The organism is Geobacillus sp. FJAT-46040, assembly GCF_002335725.1.
GTDB lineage: Bacteria > Bacillota > Bacilli > Bacillales > Anoxybacillaceae > Geobacillus > Geobacillus thermoleovorans.
On record NZ_NISS01000001.1, the window covers coordinates 2,274,802 to 2,287,356 of the forward strand.

Here is a 12,555-nt window from a genome sequence, read left to right on the forward strand (position 1 = left end):
AATACGTTTGCCGCTGAACTTATATTCTTTTGGATTGTCGGCATTATATTCAGGAATCTCATCGCCGTCAAAAAAGCTGGCTTGAGACGTATAGGATTCTTCCTGTTTCAAGAATTCAATGCCGTAAAATTCACAAAGATATTCTAGTTTTTCTTTTATGTTACCGAGAGGATTATTGACAAAGTTTTGATTTGTCTTTTTTCCTAGATTAATATTGCGTTGCCATGTTTCCGCATAGCCAATGACAAGTTTGCCAATTTACAATCCGACGTTGTACATGTTCTTGGCAATATGGCACAGTTCTCGAAGAGTCAAGTATTCTTCTTTGGTCAAACCATTTAGCTGTTGTTTGATACAAAAATACATTTTTTCACCTCCCATCTAACTATATTATACTATATTTTACTGAATCTGTCCTATTTTCAGCAAAATATAGTTAAGGCGATTCATCTCCCACTTACTCCGCTTCGCTTCGTTGAAGTGGGAGTCTTCTCGCCTAATTAAGATAAAATCGTAATAAGGACATTAATCGTGCGAAAAACCGCCGGCTGCTGCTCCTCCGGGATGTCACGCTGCGCGCAAAGCGAGTGTGTGAGCTGGTTGATAAAAAATAAGACCGTAACCGCCAGGAGGATGAAATAAAGCACCAAAACTGTTCCCCTCCTCTTTGATCTTCACCAAACGCCGCCCATGGCTTTAACTTTACATCGTTCATGGCTGGAAATCAATCATTTCTCTTTTTCCGGACACAAACCGATTTTTCTATTGGTGAATGCGCACAAATTCGGTAAAATATACGTAAAAACGGTCACATTTTCGTCACCAAAAGGAGCACGATATATGGAATCGTTGGAAAAGCGAGTGGCCAAGCTGGAATTTCACCAGTCTCTGCTGATGGAAATGATCGACGAAACGAAAAAACCATTTTATTCCCTCATCATCCGCGCGGATTTGACCAAAGAAGAAGTCGACGCCTTCTTGGCGTTTTGCCAAGAGCTTGCCGACCAATACGAACAGCAAAAAGCGGAAGGGTTGACGATTTTCACCCCCCTGCTCGTGCAGTTTGCTGGGATGCTTCATCCGAACCTTCCGCTGGAACAGACAGTTGACGCCCTTTTGGCCCAACAAATGTTTGTCCCGCTGATGACTGAGCTGAAAACGCTCATTCGCACCATCAGTTAGCCTGGCTGGCCAATTCTTTCTCGTGCTCTTCCGTTTTCGGCTTTCGCTTGACAAGTTTGCCGTCCTGCTCGATAAAATCTTCTTTAATGTTTTCAAACACCCGCTCAAAAATTTCCATGAAATCATCGCCATAAATGTTGCGGACGATGCACATCATTTCTAAAATTTCTGGAAACTTTCCGTACAACTCGCGCAACGGCAACGCCCCATTGAAAACGGCATTTTTCGTCGGGTCATACGTCTCCATCAGCTTCATCAACACTTCTTCTCCTTTTTCCGTCAACTCAATGTACGTATTGCGCTTGTCATCCTGTTTTTTGGAAAACGAAAGCAATCCTTTTTCTTCTAATTTCTTTGAGAAGTTGAACGCCGTCGACACATGCATCACACCGAACTTAGCGATTTCCGAAATCGAGGCTCCTTTGAAGTGGTAGGCGATCCATAAAATGTGATGTTCGTTAATGTTCAAGTCAAACGGCTTGATCCACTGCTGCCAATCTTTTTCAATCGATTTCCATAGCGCTTTGCTCAGCTGGGCAATTCGTTGGCTGAATAACATCGCCTCTTTGATGGAATAATGCTGTTCTGTCGCTTTCATCGTTCCACCCACTCTTCCCTCACCGTATTTTTTACTCTCCATTATATCAATAAAACAAAAAGAAATAAAGACAAAAGTATTTATTTTTATGATTTTTTTTGCATATTCATAGTAGTAAGCATAAGGCGCTTGGCGCATACAGGAGGAGAATGCCATGGTGTATATACAATGGCTGCTTATCGCTGTCGGATTCTTATTTTTCTGTCTTTTTATAAACGCATTTTTCGCCTTATGGAAAGCGCGGTCGTACCCGCCGAAAGCATTGCTGAAAGAACGGACTTTGCGCTATATTGGAATAGCGTTCATTTGCTTGCTCACCGCTTGGCTTCTCAGCTATGTCTAATACGCGTTAAAAACAAATGGAGCATAAGTATTTTTTCCTACTCTCTCTTTGATAGCAAAAAACCCGACCAGCAATGATCGGGCTTTTCGCCGTCTACACGTGCGCTGTAACGTTCATCCGTCGGAAAATCGACGATGCGATCGGATAGATGATGGCCATCGCCACTGCGTTCAACGCCGCTGTCGGCAGCACGATGGTGACAAACAGCGCCGAAAACGTCGCTCCGCCCGGCAACCCGACAAGCAAGAGCGCCGCAGCCAAAAACACCCCGCCGGAAATGACCGTGCCGACTGCCGCCAGCACTGAAGCCCCAATGACCGTTTGGCTGTATGCTTTCATCAAAGTCGCTAGGGCAAACACGACAAAGGCGGTGATGATCTTATCGATCATATTCGGCAGCTGTCCGCCCGGGAACGTCGTCGTCATGGCTGAGATCAAGCCAGTGACGACGCCGACAAGGCCGACCGCTTTGACGTTTGGAAAAAGCAAAATCGCCAAAAACATCATCGCCAGCATCATATCCGGCTTCATTCCGAAAAACAACCCCGGAATGACCGCGTGCAACACGGCTCCGATTCCGACTAACAGCGCCATCGATACTAATGCTCTCACATTCATGCTCATCTCTCCTCATCTCTCCTCGTCTATATCTTTTGCTCGAGAATCTTTCTATCATTATATCACTTTGCAGTGTAAAAGTGAAGAAGAAATTTTCAGGCAAAACGGCGGCGGAACTCGTTCATAAACGACGCGAGCGCTTCGCACGCCTCAAGCGGCACCGCGTTGTAAATCGACGCCCGGCAGCCGCCAACCGATCGGTGCCCGCCGAGCCCGACAAACCCGCGTTCTTTCGCCTCGGCGAGGAACATTTTCGTCAGCTCCTCATTTGGAAGCGTAAAGGTGACGTTCATGAGCGAACGGCTTCCCTTTTCGGCGTGCGGTTTGTAAAAGCCGCCGCTTTCATCAATCGCCTCATACAGCACGGCCGCCTTTTGCTGGTTGCGCTCTTCCATCGCCGCCACACCGCCTTGCTCTTCGACCCATTCGAGCACGAGCGACAGCATGTAAATCGCAAACGTCGGCGGCGTGTTGTACAGCGAATTGCTCTTCTGGTGCGTCCGGTAATCCAGCATCGTCGGCAGCCTGTCCGGAATGCGCTCAAGCAAATCGTTGCGAAGAATGACAACCGTGACTCCTGACGGCCCGAGATTTTTTTGCGCCCCGGCGTAAATGAGGGCAAACTTGCTGACATCGAACGGCCGGCTTAAAATATCGCTCGACATATCCGCGACCAAGTCAACCGGCGTGTTTGGAAATTCCTTCCATTGAGTGCCGAAGATCGTGTTGTTGGACGTAATATGGACATAGGCGGCGTTTTTCGGCCATTGGACGTCATCAAGCGGCGGAATGTATGTGTAGTTCGCTTCTTTGCTCGACGCGACGACCGTTGTCAAACCGATTTTTTGCGCTTCTTTCAGCGCTTTCTCCGACCACGCCCCGGTCAGCACATAACAGCCGATTTTCCCTTCCGTGAGGAGGTTCATCGGCACCATTGAAAACTGCAGGCTCGCCCCGCCTTGCAAAAATAAAATGTCATATCCGTCCGGCACATTTAGAAGCCGCTTGAGCCGCTCTTTCGCCGCATTGTGCACCGCCTCGTATTCCTTGCTTCGGTGGCTTAATTCCATCACCGACATGCCGGTGTTTTGAAAATTAAGCAGCTCTTTTTGCGCCCGCTCGAGCACCGGAAGCGGAAGCGCGGACGGGCCGGCGTTGAAGTTGTACGCGCGTTTCATTGTCATCCCTCACTTTGCCTCCTGGTAGTCCGTTGATATTACTATCCTAACACGATTCAAAAAAAAAGAAAGAGAATTTTTTGAAAAAAGCGTTTTCAAAAATCAAAAAAAGAAAGCCCTTGGCTATTGCAAGGACTTCGCTTGCTTCCGCCGCTCCCGTTCTTGACGGATGCGCTCCATATAAATTTCGCCTTCTTTTTCTATAAACGCCTCGTCGATTTCCCGCTCGCGCGCCGCTGTTTTTACAGTCATGTAGCCGCTGAAAATAATGCCGGCCACGATCAAATAAATCCACCATGGCAAACTGAACATCGCCATCCCCTCCTTTGTACGCTTGTCTTACTACACTATACGCGTGAACGGCCAGCTGTATGCATGAAGAAAGAGGCGGGGACACCGCCTCTTTCCTCGGGACAACGCTTATGCTTCGTTTCGCTTCTTCTTTGTTTTCTTCTTCGCTTTCTTCCACTGTCGGCGCAGCTCGTTCAACTCTTCTTTCGCCTGTTCATACTGAGTCGTCGGGACGATTTCAATGATCGGTTCGATCATGATCATCCCCCTTTTTCCGCCCCTACTCTTTACTACCCGGATTTTTTGGCTTTGAAACAGACAAAAACGCTGGTTTGTAAAACGAGCGGTTGTCAAGGGCAAAAACGCGTTCCGTAAACTCGCCCGGCTTCACCTTCTCGAGCGCGCGGTCGATCATCGTAATTTTCGCATCCAAATTGTCAATGTAATGAAGCACCTCAGCTTCTTTGACGAGCGGCGGCTTCGGGCTGCCCCATTCCGCCTTGCCATGATGCGCGAGCACAAGATGCTGCAAAATGACGACTTCCTCACCTTGAATGCCGAGCTGTTCCGCCGCCTTGCTGATCTCGCTCACCATGATCGAAATGTGTCCGAGCAAATTTCCTTCCAGCGTATACGCCGCCGATACCGGACCGGATAGTTCCATCACTTTGCCAAGGTCATGCAAAATGACGCCGGCATAAAGCAAATCTTTATTGAGCGACGGATAGAGATGGATGAGCGCCTTGGCGAGCTCGAGCATCGACACGACGTGATACGCCAGTCCGGAGATGAATTCATGATGGTTTTTCGTCGCCGCTGGATACTCAAAAAACGCCTTTTCGTATTTTTTCAACAAATAGCGGGTAATGCGCTGGATGTTTGGATTTTCCATCGCAAATATGTATTCCATGACTTTCGCCTTCATTTCCTCGCGGCCGAGCGGAGCCTTCTCCAAAAAGTCATCGATGCGCACGGCATCGCCCGGATGAGCAGGACGGATCGAACGGATGCGCAACTGCAATTTGCCGCGGTAGTTATGGATGTCTCCCGCCACTTTGACGATGCACTCCGGCACATACCGCTCTTCGTCATCCGGCGAGACATCCCACAGTTTGGCTTCAATGTCGCCGCTTTTATCTTGCAAAATCAAAGTTAAGAACGGCTTGCCGTTGCTGGCGATGCCTTTCGTTGCGGATTTGATGAGCAAAAAGAGATCAACTTGTTCCCCAACCTCATAATGGATGATGCCTTTCGCCACTTCGTTCTCCTCCGTTTCTCTGTACGTACTTTCTAGTATATCATAACGGTTAGAGGGCAAAAAGAAAGCCTTGCCGAAACGGCAAGGAAACATTGGCCCAAACGCCCCGTCACGCTGTTTATTTTTTTGTTAGCTGAATGGCCCGTTTTACATCCTTGAAAATGTTCATTCGCCCATACATCAGCACACCGCCTCGATACACTTTGGCGCCAAAATAGATCAACAAGGCAATCGTCGCCGCTAAAAGCACAAGGCAAAGCGCCACTTCCCACCCCGGCACGGAAACGAGGCCGATGCGCAAAAACATGAGCATCGGAGCGAAAAAGGGAACAAACGAGGCGCCGGTCACGAACGCCGACTCTGGCGCATTCAAGCCAAACATCGCGATCATAAATGCAGCGACAACCAACATCATGACCGGCGTAATCGCCGGCTGCACATCTTCGACCCGGCTGACGAGCGAACCGAGCACGGCAAATAGCACCGCATACAAGAGGTAACCGAGCAAGAAAAAAACGAGTGCATACACAAATATCGATGCCGGCAGGTGGTCAAATCCGAGGAAACGCCACACTTCCTGCCCGCTCGTTTTTAACGCGGCGAAAGCGACGGCGAAAAAAACGAAAAATTGCGTCAAGCTCACAAGAGCAACGCCGATGATTTTGCCAAACAGCTGTTGGACCGGCGGGACGCTTGACACTAAAATTTCCATCACGCGCGACGATTTTTCCGTCGCCACCTCCGTCGCAATCATTCCTCCATACATCAAAACAAACATATACATCGCGAAAAGAAGGACATAAACTGGATTTTTTGCTGGTTGCCTTTCGACAGCTCCTCCACCCGCTTGTTGGCATAATCGCGGATATGGAAGCGCTCAAGCCAGCGGTCGATTTCCGGAAGAATATCCGTCTTTTTCATTCCGCGCAACCGCCCTAAATACAGAAGCTGCTCTTGCACTTTCAGCTTCGGGTACAACCCGCGCTCTTCCGGCAAATAGCCGATCAGATGGCCTTTCGAGTCATCAATCGGTTCGCCTTGCCAACGGATCACCCCTTCCGTCGGGAGCAGAAGGCCTAAAATCATGCGAAAGGTCGTCGTTTTTCCCGCTCCGTTCGCCCCAAGCAATCCGAACATCTCCCCTTCTGGAACCGTCAACGTCAAATGGTCGACGGCCGTCGCCTGACCAAACCGTTTCGTCACCTCAATGATCTCTAAACTCATCCACATTCCCCCAACGTAAAACAAATTTTCCATCCACATTATTAAAACGTGCAGTCTCAAAAAAAGTTTCAGACAGAAGCAGGAATTTGCCTATCAAACCTCTAAATGAAAGAGAAATGAATGATGATTCAGCGAAAGGAGATGGTGACATGCCGATGTATACGTTGACCGCTTTTGAGCGCGACGGAGAAAAATTGCTTGATGAAACGTTTGAAGCAGCCAATGATGAAGAAGCAAAAAAAATCGGTGAACAAAAGTTGCGCGAGCGCGGTTGTTGGGACAAAACACACCGTTGCGTCAATGCCAGCGGCAAGCTCATTTTATTTCACCGCTAATCAAAACACCCCGGGGTTGTTCCCGGGGTGTTGTTATTTATCCAAATATTTCCTTTAATATATTGATTTTCTCTTCCGTATATTCGGCGAAATGCTCGTTGTACACTTTCGGCTCTTTTGGGTTCGCCTGGCGGGTGATTTTCCGCGTTTTCGGATCGACGAATTTGCTTGATGCCCCGCAGCCAAGGCCGATGATCGACTGCTGCTCTTCCATGATCATAATGTTGTATATGCTCTCTTGACCTGGCAGCGCGTAGCCGACGTTTTCAAGGTTGCCGAGAATGTTTTTTTGTCGATACAAATAGTAAGGGACATAACCGTGTTCCTTTGTCCATTCTTGGGCAGCCTTCATCATCGCCTGCACTTCCTCGCGGCTGGCGACTTTGTACTTTTGTTTGTTCTTTGTCATTTCCGACGCCCGTTTAAATGACAGCGTGTGGATGGTGAGCGATTCCGGCATGAGCCGCTCCGTCTCGGCGAGCGTATGCGTAAATTCCGCCAGACCCTCGCCGGGCAGTCCGATGATTAAATCCATATTAATGTTGTTCATACCCATTTGCCTTGCTAAATGAAACTTGTTGATCGTCTCTTCGACCGTATGATGGCGCCCGATCGCTTTTAACGTCTCCTGAATGTAGGATTGCGGGTTAATGCTGATGCGGTCGATCCGCCACTTTTTCAACACTTCGAGCTTCTCCAGCGTAATCGTATCCGGACGCCCGGCTTCGACCGTGATTTCGCGGACGCGGTCGACGTCTGGAAATACGTCATACATATGAGCGTACAGCCGGTCCATCTCGTCGGCCGTAATGCTCGTCGGCGTCCCGCCGCCGTAGTAAATCGTTGTGATGCGGATGCCGCGCTCGCGCAAAAAGCGGCCGACCGCCTCCATTTCGTAATGAAGGCCGGCCAAAAAGGCGTCGACCGACCCTTGGCGGCCGTTGATGGCGTACGCCGGAAATGTGCAATAGGCGCATTTCGTTGGGCAAAATGGAATGCCGATATAGATGCTCACTTCGTGGGCCAAATCGTATAAATCCGGAACGACCGTGAGCTGACGATCCACGATCGCTTGCATTAATTCGATTTTTTCGTTTGTCACTAAATACTCTTCAGCCAGCTTCCGGTGCGCCTCTTCTTTCGAAAGGCCTGAGCGCAAAAGCTGATGAAGCAGCTTGACCGGACGAACGCCGGTCAGCACGCCCCACGGCTGAATGAGGCCGGTAGAACGCTCAAGCAACGTCAAATAGACATGCAAAACGGCGTTTTTCAGCTGTTTTTCGTACGTTTTCCCGTCAGCATCCGCCGGCGTGCTGCATTCATGACTCGCTTCCTCAACGCGCCCGGACGTCTTGTCGAGAAGCGTCCCAGAAACAGCGATGCACCCGTCTTTCTTGACGGAAAACATAACGGCCATATCGGCCTCGGGAAGCGGCGCGAGCGACAGCTCCGGCGCTTCGAAGAACAGCTCGGTCATCACTTCGAGCGGGCGCTGAAACCGTTCCGGATGAGGCAGTCCTTGAATTTCGATCCGCACGTTCATCACCTTTTCTTTCAAACTTCTTTCAGTGTACTGAACGGCTGTTTCCTTCGTCAAGCGGAAGAATGCACCTTTGCCGCCGACTTTACGGAAATGACTCTCGCCCGGCCAACTAGATTAAAAAAGCCGGACATTCGCTCCGGCCTCATTTTTATGATTTTCGTGAAAACGGCAAGCGCCAGTTGTCCGCTCACGGTTCGCTCCCCGTTCAAGCTGCTTACTGTTTCGTTTTGAGTTTTTGCAAAAACTCGATCCGTTGCTGTTTGCGGAAATGTTCTTTCACCATGTAGGAGACGCCGAGCTGTTCGTTCGAACGCGTCACCCAGTCGGCCGCCCGCTTCACCTCAAGCGGCGCGTTGCCCATCGCGACGCCGAGCCCAGCCGCTTCAATCGCCGGCAAATCGTCAAGGCCGTCACCGATCATCACCGTTTCTTTCAACGATACGCCGATATGTTGAGCCAGCCGGCGCAACCCCGCGAGTTTAGACACTCCTTGCGGGACAATTTCCATTTTTCCGTTTGGCTGCATAATCATATCAATGGACGGAATCGATTTCGTCAATAAAGCGGCCGCTGCATCCCTCTCTTCGTCTGTAGCAAAATATACATCAATTTTCGGCACAGCGATCGGTTCGTCGATCAGCACATCGCCAAGTGAATCGACAAATTGGGTCGGATAGAAAAACGGGTCGCTTGAGGAGAGAACCGTTTGCACGACAAGGTTTTTCTTCACTTTCTTCCGATTGCCGAGCGAATACCGCTCATGCATGAGGCGGATGTTGCAGTTGAAATTTTCCAAAATTTGCACGATATTAAACGTCCGCTCCTCAGGGATCACGGCGTCAAACAGCCTATCATCAAGCGTTCTGGCAATCATCGCTCCTTGGAATGCAATGAGCATCCCATTAAGCCGCAGCGCTTTCGCCACTTTGCGGGCGGAAAGCAAATTGCGGCTCGTGATTAACGTAACATAAACTCCTTTTTTCTTCACGTAGTCGACCGCCTCTTTTGTTTCGCGCGGCAGGCGGCCGTTGTTTTTTAAAATCGTTCCGTCAATGTTGAGCGCCAACAGCTTATACACGGCTGTCTCCCCCTTTTGTCCGTCTCAACCTCTCTTGCCGCCGCCAGCAAGCTGGCGGCGGCTTTGCATTCCTTATCATTTTCATGACTATGACGAAACGGACAAAAAAAGAACACCCGACCGGGTGTTTTTCCTATCTTCCTTCCATGAATGAACGGTGCAACTCCTCAAGCGGCTTCATGGCGATTTGCTGAACCTCGGCAATGGTCATGCTCATTTGCTGCTCGAGCGCCATCAGGCGGGCGAGTTTCTCGTTTTGCTGGGCGAGCGCCATCGCCTTTTGCGCCTGTTCGATTTCATCAGGCAAAATGGCCGCCCCGCGCATCTGTTTTTCATGGAGCTGAAGCTGGATGTCGCGGACATTCGCGAACATTCGATAGGCGGTTTCATCTCGGCGGACATCTTCGTATGCCCGTTTCAGCTGCTGAAACGGCTCGCTCGCCCGAATCGCCTGCTCAAGCTGTTTAGCGAGCGCATGAAGGGGTTCAGACATAAAAAGAGCCTCCTATACGAATATCGTTCACGTTCTAACGTATGCGCCATCTGGCGGCGATATGCCACAGCCTACAGCCATAAGCCAATGACACCTTGAACGGCGCCGATCAGCCCGCCAAGCAAAGCGCCCAAATACGTAATCATCTTTAGTTCACGGCGGGCGATCGATAAAATGATCGCTTCCAATCGTCGTAATGAAAACGACTCCACTTGGTCGCGGACAATATCCGCCAACCCAAGCTGTGCAACAATCGCCTCGATTTTGTCGCTTAACAGGCAACTGACCGTTGCCGCCGCCTGCGGGATGAGGCGGTCAAACAATGGTTGCTCGTACGGAGCGATCAGCTCATCAAGCGGGCGATGCAGCCAGCCGCCGCTTTGCACCAAGCGGCGGGCAGCCGACCGCACCGCTTCATCGATGCGCCGGCGGCCGATCATCTCTTCCACGGTTGCGAGCGGATAGTCCAACCATTTGTTCCACTCCGTCCAAAGAAGGCGGGAGAGCACCTCTCTTGTGCCAGCATGGCGCAAAAATTTACCGAGCTCCGCCTGCACCTTATCGACGAAATTGACATTGCCAAGCAACATCTGCAGCATATTTCCAACCATCCCGCGCTCTTGGAAAAAACGCTCGATCATGCTGGAAATCTGCTGCTTTCCCTCCTCGCTGCGAAAGTAGTCAAGCGTCCTGTCGGCCAAATAACCCGCTAGACTTTCGACGCGCGCTTCCATCGTCTGCTTCAACTCCGCTGGCAATACATCGCGTATCGGCCGCAGACGCCACGTTTCGCTCCACCGTTCATACGCTCGCTCAGCTTGCTCGGCCGCCATCGCTTCGAGCCGCTCGGCGGGAGAGCGAATACCGAGGCGTTCAAGCAACTCAGCCGGCGTTTCTTTGCGCGCAAGCCACTTTCGAAGCCATTCCCGCCCCCACTCGGCCATCTCGGCCGTAAAGGACGGATCCATGAGTTTGCGCCGCAATCCTTCCGGCGTCACCAAATGCTCCACGACCGTTTTCCCGAGCTGTTCGGCCAGCTCCCGCCGCCGCTTTGGAATCAATCCCGGCGTAAACGGCAGCCGTTTTCCAAACACGTACATCGGCTCATATGGGCGAAACAGCATCACGATGGCGATAAAATTCGTCACCCCGCCAATGAGCGCCCCGACCGCCACCATAAACAGCAAATAAACGAACGTTTCCATCCTCTTCTCCTTCCGTCCCCGCCGCTGTCACCAAACGGCGTCCGTCATCATACGATGGCGATATAAACGTTTGCCTAATTGTTCATTATAGAGCTTGCCTGACGAATGCGCAAATGAGGGACTGCGATGAGCAAACAACGAACGATGGCTGTGCTGACGGAAATCAATGAAACAAGTGAACGGGCTGCCTTTGGATCCATCCATCATTTTTGCGAGGAATTGGCGGCATATGCTAGAAAGCGTGGTCTCTTTTTTTACGTGTCCTCGCCGGCGCTTTACTTAGAGGGAGTCGGCTATCAGTGGACCGAAAGCGGATGGGGCAAGCGGGACGTGCCTCCAGCCGATGTCGTTTACAATCGCCTTCACTCGCGCAAGCTCGAACGCTCCCCTTTGTTTGCCGAGCTGCTCGCTCGGCTTGCCGAAGAAAACGGGATGATGTTCAACCATCGCTTTTTGCATAAATGGGAAGTGCACTGCCATTTTGAGCGGCACGAGTACTTGCACCCGCACTTGCCGAAAACGGCGCTCTGGAGCGGTCAACATACGCTTGAGGCGTTCCTTGACGCTTTCCCATCCGTCTTTCTCAAGCCGATCTATGGCAGCCAAGGGCGAGGGATTTTCTGCCTCCAACATTCGGACGACGGAATTTGTCTTCGCCATTCCACTTCCGCTTCAACGGCCGTATATCGTTCGATGGACGCTTTAGCTTCCGCTTTGCGGCAACAAATCCGAACGCCGATGATCATCCAACAAGGGCTTGAGCTTCGCACCCTCGACGGCCGCCCGGTCGATTTTCGCCTGCTTTGTCATCGCGCCCGCCACAATGATTGGCGCGTCACTTCCGCCGTCGCCCGCGTAGCGCCGCCCGATCAGTTTGTCGCTAACCTTGCCCGCGGCGGAGAACTGATGGCGGTCAATGATGTCTTGCGGAAGTGGTATACGAGAGCTGACGCGTTCCAGCAAAAACAGCTTCTGAAAGAAATCGCACTGGAATCCGCCGCCGTTCTCGCCTCGGAAGCGGAGGGACTGTATGGAGAGTTTGGCGTTGATCTTGCCATTGACATCCATGGCCAGCCGTGGATCATCGAGGTGAATACGAAGCCGTCGAAACAGACGGATATGGCCGCTTCCTACCAATCGGTCCGCCCGTCGGCGAAGGCGATCATCGACTATAGTTTGACATTGATGGAGGAAAAGGAGTGAACCGTT

Annotated in this window: 15 protein-coding genes and 2 pseudogenes; 4 read left to right on the forward strand and 13 right to left on the reverse strand. The window is 50.8% G+C overall.

Going from position 1 to position 12,555, the window contains the following annotated elements; genetic code table 11:
• Positions 1–500: 500 nt before the first annotated feature.
• Positions 501–647: a hypothetical protein gene (locus CD000_RS18845; RefSeq protein ID WP_198962546.1), complete on the reverse strand. Its 147-nt coding sequence runs from the start codon at positions 645–647 to the stop codon at positions 501–503.
• 193 nt (positions 648–840) lie between these two features.
• On the opposite strand from CD000_RS18845, the gene CD000_RS12005 reads away from it, so the two are divergent.
• Positions 841–1,182, forward strand: a complete 342-nt coding sequence (locus tag CD000_RS12005; protein WP_011230157.1) for a YhaI family protein — start codon at positions 841–843, stop codon at positions 1,180–1,182.
• Here CD000_RS12005 and CD000_RS12010 read toward each other — a convergent pair.
• Positions 1,175–1,780: an HTH-type transcriptional regulator Hpr gene (locus CD000_RS12010; RefSeq protein WP_198962507.1), complete on the reverse strand. Its 606-nt coding sequence runs from the start codon at positions 1,778–1,780 to the stop codon at positions 1,175–1,177. The genes CD000_RS12005 and CD000_RS12010 overlap by 8 nt on opposite strands.
• Before the next feature lie 154 nt (positions 1,781–1,934).
• Between CD000_RS12010 and yhzF the strand changes: the two genes are divergently transcribed.
• Entirely contained in the window at positions 1,935–2,123 is a 189-nt protein-coding gene (yhzF, locus tag CD000_RS12015; RefSeq protein ID WP_096225753.1) for a membrane protein YhzF, read from the forward strand.
• Positions 2,124–2,216: 93 nt separating this feature from the next.
• Here the strand turns inward: yhzF and CD000_RS12020 are convergent, their stop codons facing one another.
• The 7 genes and pseudogenes from CD000_RS12020 to CD000_RS12050 form a co-directional block, all read right to left on the reverse strand.
• Positions 2,217–2,741: a tryptophan transporter gene (locus CD000_RS12020; RefSeq protein ID WP_011230154.1), complete on the reverse strand. Its 525-nt coding sequence runs from the start codon at positions 2,739–2,741 to the stop codon at positions 2,217–2,219.
• Positions 2,742–2,836: 95 nt separating this feature from the next.
• Entirely contained in the window at positions 2,837–3,919 is a 1,083-nt protein-coding gene (serC, locus tag CD000_RS12025) for a 3-phosphoserine/phosphohydroxythreonine transaminase (protein ID WP_096226287.1), read from the reverse strand.
• A 123-nt stretch (positions 3,920–4,042) separates the two neighbouring features.
• Positions 4,043–4,231, reverse strand: a complete 189-nt coding sequence (locus tag CD000_RS12030) for a sporulation YhaL family protein (RefSeq protein WP_096225754.1) — start codon at positions 4,229–4,231, stop codon at positions 4,043–4,045.
• Between the two features lie 108 nt (positions 4,232–4,339).
• On the reverse strand, positions 4,340–4,468 hold the full coding sequence (locus CD000_RS12035) for a hypothetical protein (RefSeq protein WP_014194989.1): 129 nt from the start codon (positions 4,466–4,468) through the stop codon (positions 4,340–4,342).
• Positions 4,469–4,490: 22 nt separating this feature from the next.
• The gene (gene yhaM / locus CD000_RS12040; RefSeq protein WP_096225755.1) at positions 4,491–5,468 is read right to left on the reverse strand and encodes a 3'-5' exoribonuclease YhaM; all 978 of its coding nucleotides are present in this window, start codon (positions 5,466–5,468) and stop codon (positions 4,491–4,493) included.
• A gap of 118 nt (positions 5,469–5,586) precedes the next feature.
• A pseudogene (locus tag CD000_RS12045) lies at positions 5,587–6,279 on the reverse strand (ABC transporter permease); the annotation flags it as partial.
• Positions 6,264–6,692, reverse strand: a pseudogene (locus CD000_RS12050) (ABC transporter ATP-binding protein); the annotation flags it as partial. The pseudogenes CD000_RS12045 and CD000_RS12050, both read right to left, overlap by 16 nt.
• A 149-nt stretch (positions 6,693–6,841) precedes the next feature.
• On the opposite strand from CD000_RS12050, the gene CD000_RS12055 reads away from it, so the two are divergent.
• Entirely contained in the window at positions 6,842–7,027 is a 186-nt protein-coding gene (locus tag CD000_RS12055; RefSeq protein WP_014194986.1) for a YhzD family protein, read from the forward strand.
• A gap of 37 nt (positions 7,028–7,064) precedes the next feature.
• Here the strand turns inward: CD000_RS12055 and CD000_RS12060 are convergent, their stop codons facing one another.
• From CD000_RS12060 to CD000_RS12075, 4 genes are all read right to left on the reverse strand, one after another.
• Positions 7,065–8,570: a coproporphyrinogen III oxidase gene (locus tag CD000_RS12060; protein WP_096226288.1), complete on the reverse strand. Its 1,506-nt coding sequence runs from the start codon at positions 8,568–8,570 to the stop codon at positions 7,065–7,067.
• A 214-nt stretch (positions 8,571–8,784) separates the two neighbouring features.
• Positions 8,785–9,648, reverse strand: a complete 864-nt coding sequence (locus tag CD000_RS12065) for a Cof-type HAD-IIB family hydrolase (RefSeq protein WP_096225756.1) — start codon at positions 9,646–9,648, stop codon at positions 8,785–8,787.
• A 133-nt stretch (positions 9,649–9,781) separates the two neighbouring features.
• The gene (locus CD000_RS12070; RefSeq protein ID WP_011230144.1) at positions 9,782–10,141 is read right to left on the reverse strand and encodes a YlbF/YmcA family competence regulator; all 360 of its coding nucleotides are present in this window, start codon (positions 10,139–10,141) and stop codon (positions 9,782–9,784) included.
• A gap of 71 nt (positions 10,142–10,212) precedes the next feature.
• The gene (locus tag CD000_RS12075; protein WP_042381801.1) at positions 10,213–11,346 is read right to left on the reverse strand and encodes a DUF445 domain-containing protein; all 1,134 of its coding nucleotides are present in this window, start codon (positions 11,344–11,346) and stop codon (positions 10,213–10,215) included.
• 126 nt (positions 11,347–11,472) lie between these two features.
• On the opposite strand from CD000_RS12075, the gene CD000_RS12080 reads away from it, so the two are divergent.
• Positions 11,473–12,549, forward strand: a complete 1,077-nt coding sequence (locus CD000_RS12080) for a YheC/YheD family endospore coat-associated protein (protein WP_011230142.1) — start codon at positions 11,473–11,475, stop codon at positions 12,547–12,549.
• The last annotated feature ends 6 nt before the right edge of the window (positions 12,550–12,555 follow it).

Coding starts and splice junctions, on each gene's coding strand:
- CD000_RS12070 (WP_011230144.1), bottom strand. CDS start 10,141: ATGTCTGAACCCCTTCATGCGCTCGCTAAACAGCTTGAGCAGGCGATT.
- CD000_RS12075 (WP_042381801.1), bottom strand. CDS start 11,346: ATGGAAACGTTCGTTTATTTGCTGTTTATGGTGGCGGTCGGGGCGCTC.
- CD000_RS12055 (WP_014194986.1), top strand. CDS start 6,842: ATGCCGATGTATACGTTGACCGCTTTTGAGCGCGACGGAGAAAAATTG.
- yhzF (WP_096225753.1), top strand. CDS start 1,935: ATGGTGTATATACAATGGCTGCTTATCGCTGTCGGATTCTTATTTTTC.
- CD000_RS12030 (WP_096225754.1), bottom strand. CDS start 4,231: ATGTTCAGTTTGCCATGGTGGATTTATTTGATCGTGGCCGGCATTATT.
- serC (WP_096226287.1), bottom strand. CDS start 3,919: ATGAAACGCGCGTACAACTTCAACGCCGGCCCGTCCGCGCTTCCGCTT.
- CD000_RS12005 (WP_011230157.1), top strand. CDS start 841: ATGGAATCGTTGGAAAAGCGAGTGGCCAAGCTGGAATTTCACCAGTCT.
- CD000_RS12020 (WP_011230154.1), bottom strand. CDS start 2,741: ATGAATGTGAGAGCATTAGTATCGATGGCGCTGTTAGTCGGAATCGGA.
- CD000_RS12010 (WP_198962507.1), bottom strand. CDS start 1,780: ATGAAAGCGACAGAACAGCATTATTCCATCAAAGAGGCGATGTTATTC.
- CD000_RS12035 (WP_014194989.1), bottom strand. CDS start 4,468: ATGATCGAACCGATCATTGAAATCGTCCCGACGACTCAGTATGAACAG.
- CD000_RS12060 (WP_096226288.1), bottom strand. CDS start 8,570: ATGAACGTGCGGATCGAAATTCAAGGACTGCCTCATCCGGAACGGTTT.
- CD000_RS12080 (WP_011230142.1), top strand. CDS start 11,473: ATGAGCAAACAACGAACGATGGCTGTGCTGACGGAAATCAATGAAACA.